This is a genomic window from Geodermatophilus marinus, from assembly GCF_003428645.1.
Taxonomy (GTDB): Bacteria; Actinomycetota; Actinomycetes; order Mycobacteriales; family Geodermatophilaceae; genus Geodermatophilus.
This window is the reverse complement of sequence record NZ_QVQH01000061.1, coordinates 1-2,176: the sequence shown is the minus strand read 5'-3', so window position 1 is coordinate 2,176 and position 2,176 is coordinate 1. Positions and strand designations below refer to the sequence as shown.

Sequence of the window (2,176 nt, the reverse complement as noted above, 5' to 3'; positions counted from 1 at the left end):
TGTCAACGACGGCCCAAAGTTGACCCCCTAGCGACGGCTGAAAGTTGACCCCCTCGTGGTCATGCGTCTTCGGTGGCGGCCGCGTGTGGGCGGCCGAGGTCGCGGTCCTTGAGTCGGTAGCTGTCGCCCTTGAGTGAGATCACCTCGGCGTGGTGGACGAGGCGGTCGATCATGGCCGCGGCGACGACCTCGTCGCCGAAGACCTCGCCCCAGCGACCGAAGGGCTTGTTGCTGGTGACGATCAGCGAGGCCCGCTCGTAGCGGCTGCTGACCAGCTGGAAGAACAGGTTGGCCGCCTCGGGTTCGAAGGGCACGTAGCCCACCTCGTCGACCACGAGCAGCGGGTAGCGGCCCAAGCGGCGCAGCTCGGTCTGGAGCCGGCCGGCGTGATGGGCCTCGGCGAGCCGGGTGACCCACTCGGTGGCGGTGGCGAACAGCACCCGGTGACCGGCCTGGCAGGCCCGGATCGCCAGGCCGGTGGCCAGGTGGGTCTTGCCGGTGCCGGGCGGGCCGAGCAGCAGCACGTTCTCCTTGGCGGTGACGAAGTCCAGCGTGCCCAGGTGCGCGATCAGCTCGCGCTTGAGGCCGCGGGCGTGGTCGAAGTCGAACTCCTCCAGGCTCTTGCGGGCCGGGAACCGGGCGGCGCGGATCCGCCCCTCACCGCCGTGTGACTCCCGGGCGGAGACCTCCCGCTGCAGGCAGGCGATCAGGAACTCCTCGTGCGACCAGGACTGCTCCCGGGCCCGCTGGGCCAGCCGACCCACCGCCTCGCGCAGCGTGGGCGCCTTCAGCGCGCGGGTCAAGAACGCCACCTCGGCCACCAGGTCCCGGCTCATGCCACGCCTCCGCCGGCCTCGTCGGTGAGGCCCAGGGCGGTGTCGTAGTCGCTCAAGGAGCGGATCTCCACCTCGCCGGCCGGTGGCGCCGGACGGAGCAGCCCGACCCGCTCGGCGCGCAGCGCCCGCGCTGCGGCGACGTGTTCGTCGGCGGAGATCGTCTGGTGGCGGGCCCAGGCTCGTTCGTGGTCGGCGACGACCCGGCCGTCGTAGAGCACACGCACCCCTGCCAGGTCGGCGACGACCTCGATGCGGCGGCCGATCACCGCCGGGTGCACGGAGTAGTCGTTGCCGTCCAGCCGCACGTAGTGGTCGCGGGCCAGCCGCGTCGTGCAGCGCCAGCCGGTGGCCGGGGCGACCGGAGGCAGGGTGAGCATCCGCTCCCGGTCGGCGGCGATCCGGTCGGTCGGCGCGCAGCCCAGTGCCCGCCGCACTCGGGTGTTGACCAGACCGAGCCAGGCCGAGATCTGGGCGTTGAAGTCGGCCGGGCCGGTGAACGTGCGCCCGGGCAGGAAGGAGCGCTCGAGGTAGTCGTGCAGCCGCTCGATGAGGCCCTTGGCTTCGGGATCGGCCGGCCGGCAGATCAGCACCCGAGTCGCCAGGGTGCCGCGGAAGCCCTGGCACTCGGCGGTGAGCTCACTGCGGCCACCGCGCCAGCGGCCGACCGCGCCCTCACCGTCCCAGACCAGCACCCGGGGCACCGCCCCGAGGCCGGCGAGCAGCTGCCACCAGCCGGCCAGCAGGTCCTCCGCCGTCCGGGACGGGATGAGCACCGCGGCCGCCCACCGGGAGTAGCCACAGACCATCGTCAGTACCGGCAACTGCTTGGCGGTGCGGCTCTGGCCGTGCCCGACCGGCAGCGTGATCGGCGGGAACCACAGGTCGAACTGGGCGATCTCGCCGGCCACGTACTGCGTGCGCGACGCCGGATCGGGCGGCAGGTAGACCGGGCGCAGTTCGGCCACCCGCTTCTTCAGCACGGTCATCGACCGGGTCCAGCCGATCCGCTCGGCGATCACCGTCGCCGGCATCGTCGGGAACGCCTGCAGCAGCTCCCGGATCCGCGGCTCGACCTCATCGACGATCGACCCCTGACCGACCCGCTCGTACTTCGGCGGCCCGTCGGCCCGCAGCGCCGTTCGCACCGTGTTCCGCGAGACGCCCAGCACCCGCGCGATCTGCTTGATCGGCAACCCTTCGGCCCGATGCAGACGGCGGATCTCCGCCCAGTCCTCCACTGCCAGCACCTCGTCCCTCCCCGGCTCGGCTCGAGCCAGGGTCTCGGGAGGGGGTCAACTTTCGACCGTCGCGAGGGGGTCAGTTTTCAGGCGTCGTCGACA

The 2,176-nt window shown here is 72.3% G+C and carries 2 protein-coding genes; both read right to left on the bottom strand.

Features of this window, described 5'->3' with window-relative positions:
• Positions 1–59 precede the first annotated feature (59 nt).
• Positions 60–836 carry an IS21-like element helper ATPase IstB gene (gene istB / locus D0Z06_RS24990; protein ID WP_117380242.1) on the bottom strand — a complete coding sequence of 259 codons (777 nt, stop codon included), beginning with the start codon at positions 834–836 and terminating at the stop codon, positions 60–62.
• The gene (gene istA / locus D0Z06_RS24985; protein ID WP_117380241.1) at positions 833–2,083 is read right to left on the bottom strand and encodes an IS21 family transposase; all 1,251 of its coding nucleotides are present in this window, start codon (positions 2,081–2,083) and stop codon (positions 833–835) included. The genes istB and istA overlap by 4 nt, the downstream gene beginning before the upstream one ends.
• Positions 2,084–2,176: the final 93 nt, after the last annotated feature.